The sequence below is a fragment of the Oscillibacter valericigenes genome, from assembly GCF_021531915.1.
In the GTDB taxonomy this organism is placed as follows: Bacteria; Bacillota; Clostridia; order Oscillospirales; family Oscillospiraceae; genus Oscillibacter; species Oscillibacter valericigenes_A.
This window is the reverse complement of record NZ_JAFBIV010000035.1, coordinates 1-5887: the sequence shown is the minus strand read 5'-3', so window position 1 is coordinate 5887 and position 5887 is coordinate 1. Positions and strand designations below refer to the sequence as shown.

Below are 5887 nucleotides of genomic sequence, written 5' to 3'. Positions count from 1 at the left end.
TGAAAATCGAATGACCGTCCGAATGGGATATGTCCCCCGGCGAAGTGACGCATCTGGCGCACCAAAGGGGACGAAAACGCCGGGAGCGATCCTCCGGGCAGGAACGACATTCGGGAAAAGCGGCAAAAATTCACAGCTATTTTCAAACCATGTGAAAACAGCGAAGAAACCGCTGTTTTTGTGGTGCTGTCCATTTCATTCAGCGATACGCCAGACAGCGCACACAGTACGCCGCTTCGTGTGCCTTTTCACCAAACCACGAAAAGTCAAGCGGAACAGCAAAAACGATAGGTGCCCCTTGTGAACAGGGGTACACAGGCGGCAATTCCAGCGGATGGCCGCCTATGATAAAACAACGCTCTGCGGCAAACGGGAGCTGCCATCCAGCACATCTATTATATCACAGGGCGAATCCAAAAAGGGAAAGGAATTGTAAATATGAGCAGAAACAAGGCAGAAAACTGCCGCAACGAAGTAAAATCCTACATCACCCGGGAGGGCATGACCATGACGGAGGTGGTGGAGCTGCTAGCCGACGAACACGGCTGGAGCAGCAGCGTCCCCAACCTGTCCGGCAAGCTGCGGCGTGGCTCCCTGCGGTACACCGAGGCCGTGGAGCTGGCCGATGTGCTGGGATATGATCTGGTCTGGCAGAAACGCCGGGAGGTGCGGTAATATGGCAGGAACGACGGACGGACTGCTGAAAAAATATCGACAGATACCGCGCAAACCTGTTGATTTTTTCGGATGGATGTACTATACTTTATTTCAAACGAACGCTTTGAATGAGGAGGGCAATTCGATGGCGAATTACACGAAAGAGCAGTGGAACGCCAAAAAAATCGAGCTTATGGAAACGTGCTTCAACGGTTTTGCCGATCTGGGGCTGCACGGCACCGGGATCCGCACCCTGGCGAAGCATTGCGGGTATAACACGACCATGATCTATACCTATTTCAAGGACCTGGACGACCTCATCGTCCAGTCCACGGAATACTGCATGAGCAGGGTGGAGGATGAGTTCATGGCCAAGGCCCCCACCGACGTTGCGGACCTGCGGCGGTTCATTGACGAGATCCCCTACTGGACGGCCCAGAAGCACGGCAAGAAATACCGCCTGATGTATCAGGTCTACACCCACCCCAAATACCGGGAATACGGCAAGAAATTCTTCGCGGGCGTGGATGCGCGCTATACCGAATACGCGAAAAGCCTGGAGCCAAAGCTGGGCATCCCCTATCAAAAGCTGACGCCGCTGATCTTCATTCTGATCCGGGCCTGCGTCCACTACGCCCTGTTTGAGGATGAATTTTACCTGAAATCCCAGATAGAAGCACTCAAGGAAACCCTGGAACTCTTTATTAGAAAGTATAACCCCAACGCGATTCCAAAGGAGGACTGAAAACATGAAAAAACGGTTTTTAAGTATCATCACGGCCCTGGCCCTGTGCCTGAGCCTGCTGCCCACGGCGGCGCTGGCGGCAGATACGGTGACAGGCGTGCCCTATCTGGACGAAACCGGCGACGAAAAGACCTGCGCCAGAGCCACGGTGGTGGAAAGCAACACCATCAACTGGGGCGTACGTACCTGGTATGTGGTACAAGGCACAGTTGAGATCAACCGCCGTGTTATCGTATATGGCGATGTCCACTTGATCCTGACCGACGGCTGTGAACTCATTATCAACGGCGGCATTGAGATGGAGGACGATGATACTGATCCTGATAACGGCAGCAGAAACGCCTTGACCATCTACGGGCAGGCAGGCGGCACGGGTAAGCTGACCACACGGAACGTCGAAGACTATGACGCGGGCATCGGCGGCACCATTAGCTCCGCTGATGGCCACGGCTGCGGCGAGATCACCATCAACGGCGGTTACATCGAAGCCACCAGCATCTTCGGCGCGGGCATCGGCGGCGGTTGGAGCTCTGGAACGTGCGGTTACGGCGGCAGCGTCACCATTAACGGCGGTTTTGTCAAGGCCATCAGCACCTACGGCGCAGGCATCGGCGGCGGCGGAGGTGCCATAGGTGGACACGCCATAGGTGGAGCCGGCGGCGAAATCACCATCACCGGCGGCACTGTTACCGCCACCAGCACTTACGGCGCGGGCATCGGCGGCGGTTGTAGCCCTGGAACGGGCGGCATCGCCGACAGCGGCACCTTCCAGACCAGCAACGGCAGCGCGGTGATCTTCGCAAGCTCCATTGGCGACCAGAGCGGCAAAGAGTCGAATGCATGGAGCGGCGTCATCTTTGAGGGCGACAGCGGCGCGGTCTATGGGGATCAGACGCTGACTGGCGACCTGACCATCCCGGAGGGCAAGGCCCTGACCGTCCCCGAGGACAAGACCCTGACCGTCCCCGAGGGCAAGACCCTGACCATTCCGGAAGTCGCGACCCTGACCAACAACGGCACCATCAACAATTTTGGTACCATCGTCGGCACGGTTGGCGGCAACCAGCCCAAGAATTTCGTCAGCGCGGAGTATCTGGATGAAGACGGCGCAGAGCAGACCTGCAACACCGCCATCGTGGTGACCAGCGAAGACACCACATGGACAACCGGCTGGTATGTGGTCACCGGCGATGTGACGATGGGAACGGCTGATGCGCCCAAGCGTGTCACCGTCACCGGCGATGTCCACCTGATTCTGGCGGACGGCTGCAATTTCACCGTCAAAGGCGGCATTCAGGTGCAGGACGATGACGCCGATATCACCAACGGCAGTGCCAACGCCCTGGCCATCTACGCCCAGTCTACGGAGGAAAGCACCATGGGCAGGCTGACCGCCCAGAATGCAGCAAAAGGAAACGCGGGCATTGGCGGCGGTGGCTATGGCGGCAACGGCGGCACCATCACCATCAACGGCGGCACCGTCAAGGCCACCGGCGGCGACGGGGCGGCCATCGGCGGCGGTGGTAGCAGCAGCTCCGGTGGCTACAATGCCGGCGGCAGCGGCGGCACTATCACCATCAACGGCGGCAGCGTCACGGCCACGTGCGACAGCGGCGGCGGCGCGGGCATCGGCGGCGGCGTCGGCCTTGACTGGGGCATCGGCGGCTACGGTGCCGGCGGCAGCGGCGGCACCATCACCATCAACGGCGGCACCGTCAATGCCACCAGCACTACGGGCGCGGGCATCGGCGGCGGTGGTGGCAACAACGGCGGCATCGGCGGCGAGATCACCATCAGCGGCGGCACCGTCGAGACCACCAGCATCGGCGGCGGCAAAAGCATCAGCAGCGAGCAAAACGGCGCCCCCGGCACCTTCCAGACCACCAACAACGGCAGCGCGGTGATCTTCGCAAGCTCCATTGGCGACCAGAGCGGCAAAGAGTCGGACGCGTGGAGCGGCATCATCTTTGAGGGCGACGCTGACGGCAAGGTCTACGGCACCTCCGTCACCCCCATCGAGGATTTCACCATCGACAGCGGCAAGACCCTGCTGATCCCGGAGAGCGCTGCGCTGACCATCGCGGACATCACCGCCGTGAACAGCGGCAGCGTGTATGTGGACGGCGCCCTGACCGGCACGGTGAGCGGCGATGGCGGGGTGTATTACCCCCTAACCGTCAATGGCGGCACAGCCACCGGCACCCTGAACTTGGAGCAACACGATGGAAAGACCTACGCCAAAGCGGGAAGCGAGATCACGTTAACGCCCGATACGCCGACGGGTTATAAGTTGACGCAATGGAGTTCTGTTCCAGTGGTAACTATAAGTGAAAACAACACATTCACCATGCCAAGTGCGGCTCTCACCGTTACCGCACAGTTCAGCAAGATTTATTACATTACCTATGAATTAAACGGCGGTACGATCAACGGCGACTATGACGCCAGCTACACCTACGGGCAGAGCGTAACGCTGCCCACAAACGTTACCAAGGCAGGCTATACGTTCGCAGGCTGGTACGACAACGAGACCGTCACGGGCGATCCCGTCACGGAGGTCAGCGCGGACGATACGGGCGACAAGACATTTTGGGCCAAGTGGACGAAGAACAGCTCCGGCGGCGGTGTCAGCACCTACGCCATCACCCTGGAGAGCGCCAAGAACGGCACCGTGACCATGATGCCCAAGACCGCTTCCAAGGGCACCACCGTGACCCTGACGGTCAAGCCCGACAAGGGCTACACCCTGGAGACCCTGACGGTCACCGACAGAAACGGCAATGAGATCGAACTGACTGCCAAGGGCGACGGCAAGTTCACCTTCAAAATGCCCGGAAGCAAGGTCGCCGTCAAGGCCACCTTCATGGAGGATAACTCCATGCTGAACTTCTTCGTGGACGTCCCCGCCAGTGCCTACTACTATGACGCGGTTCTGTGGGCCGCGGAGAACGGCATCACCGGCGGCGTGGATGATACCCACTTCGCCCCCAACGCTCCCTGTACCCGCGCCCAGATCGTCACCTTCCTGTGGCGCGCCGCCGGATGCCCCGAGCCGGAGAGCCTGACCAGCCTTTCCGATGTCCCCGATGACGCCTACTACGCCAAGGCAGTTGCGTGGGCTGTGGAGCAGGGCATCACCACCGGCACCGGAAACGGCACCTTCAGCCCCAACGCCACCTGCACCCGCGCCCAGGCCATGGCCTTCATCTACCGCAGCGAGCAGGCCCGGGGCGGCGGCATGCAGGGTGCGTGGATGTTCCTGAATCCCTTTGACGATGTGAATCTGGAGAGCTACTACGGCGAGGCGGTCATGTGGGCCGTGGCCAACGGCGTCACCGACGGCACCACCGCCACCACCTTCAGCCCCAACGCGAACTGCACCCGCGCCCAGATCGTGACGTTCCTGTTCCGCTGCCTGGGCGACGAATAAGAACGCACAAAAGATCCCTTGATAACAAGGGCGCACTTCTATACAGGGTAAGCCCTGTATTGTGCGCTCTGCGAGGCGAACAGCCCGGACACTCGAATGTCCGGGCTGTTTTGCGTCACTTCTTTCCGAACAAGGGAGTGCCTCCCTTGCGCTGCTTACGCAGCTATCCCAGCGCACTTTGCAGCGGGAACACTCTGCTTTCAGCAGACCGTCCACGCCGCAAAGTCTGAAAATCCCATACCGTCATCCAGACCGTCTACCGAAAATGTAGGCGGTCTTTTGATATCAACCCAACAAAATCAAGGAGGTCATGTATTATGCCGAAACAGAAAACCATCCCGGAATTGAAAGATGAGATGGCCGCCAGTGAGCGCCAGCTTGCCCAACTCCGGCACAAACAGCAGCAGCTTGAAAACCGTGCCGCCTACTACGAAAAGGGAGATCGGCGCAAACGGGCACATCATCTTATCACCCGTGGCGCAGCTATTGAAAGCGTTGCATCGCTGACAAGGGTTTTGACCGAAACCGAATTTTACGCCTTTGCGGAAAAAGCCTTCGCCTTGCCGGAAGTCAAGAGCCTGCTTATGGAGGCCGTCAACGTGCACAACAAAAATGAGTTTGGGGGTGATTGACTATCGCACTGTATCATTTTCATGTAACCCAGATCAAGCGCAGCGCCGGACAGTCTGCCGTGGCTGCTGCCGCCTATCGCTCCGGCGAAAAGCTGCACAGCGAGTATTACGGCGAGGACAGCGACTACACCCGCAAGGGCGGCGTGATCTGTTCGGAAATCCTACTGCCATCCTATGCTCCGCCAGAGTACGCAGACCGGGAAACCCTCTGGAACGCCGTGGAGAAAGTTGAGCGAGGAAAGAAAGCCCAGCTTGCATATAGTTTTGATATTGCCTTGCAGAACGAGTTTTCCATGGAGGAGAACATCGAACTTGCAAGGCAATTTTTGTTGGACAATTTTGTGAGCCGGGGCATGGTGGTGGACTTTGCCATTCACCAGCCTGACAAGGAGGACGGCGGCATCCAAAATCCGCATTTTCATG

The 5887-nt window shown here is 58.7% G+C and carries 5 protein-coding genes; all 5 read left to right on the top strand.

Going from position 1 to position 5887, the window contains the following annotated elements; translation table 11 throughout:
- Positions 1–438 precede the first annotated feature (438 nt).
- Complete coding sequence (locus JQM66_RS12250; protein ID WP_235230151.1) at positions 439–675, top strand: LLM class flavin-dependent oxidoreductase; 237 nt, start codon at positions 439–441, stop codon at positions 673–675.
- A 127-nt stretch (positions 676–802) separates the two neighbouring features.
- Positions 803–1402, top strand: a complete 600-nt coding sequence (locus JQM66_RS12245) for a TetR/AcrR family transcriptional regulator (protein ID WP_235230150.1) — start codon at positions 803–805, stop codon at positions 1400–1402.
- Positions 1403–1406: 4 nt separating this feature from the next.
- Positions 1407–4832, top strand: coding sequence for an S-layer homology domain-containing protein (locus JQM66_RS12625; protein WP_268824418.1), 3426 nt, complete (start codon positions 1407–1409; stop codon positions 4830–4832).
- A gap of 317 nt (positions 4833–5149) precedes the next feature.
- Positions 5150–5464: a DUF3847 domain-containing protein gene (locus JQM66_RS12225; RefSeq protein ID WP_235230149.1), complete on the top strand. Its 315-nt coding sequence runs from the start codon at positions 5150–5152 to the stop codon at positions 5462–5464.
- A 2-nt stretch (positions 5465–5466) separates the two neighbouring features.
- A partial coding sequence (locus JQM66_RS12220) for a MobA/MobL family protein (RefSeq protein ID WP_235230152.1) occupies positions 5467–5887 on the top strand: 421 nt, incomplete at its 3' end.

Excerpts from the sequence above, each read along its gene's own strand:
- JQM66_RS12250 (WP_235230151.1), top strand. The coding sequence starts at position 439 with ATGAGCAGAAACAAGGCAGAAAACTGCCGCAACGAAGTAAAATCCTAC.
- JQM66_RS12245 (WP_235230150.1), top strand. The coding sequence starts at position 803 with ATGGCGAATTACACGAAAGAGCAGTGGAACGCCAAAAAAATCGAGCTT.
- JQM66_RS12625 (WP_268824418.1), top strand. The coding sequence starts at position 1,407 with ATGAAAAAACGGTTTTTAAGTATCATCACGGCCCTGGCCCTGTGCCTG.
- JQM66_RS12225 (WP_235230149.1), top strand. The coding sequence starts at position 5,150 with ATGCCGAAACAGAAAACCATCCCGGAATTGAAAGATGAGATGGCCGCC.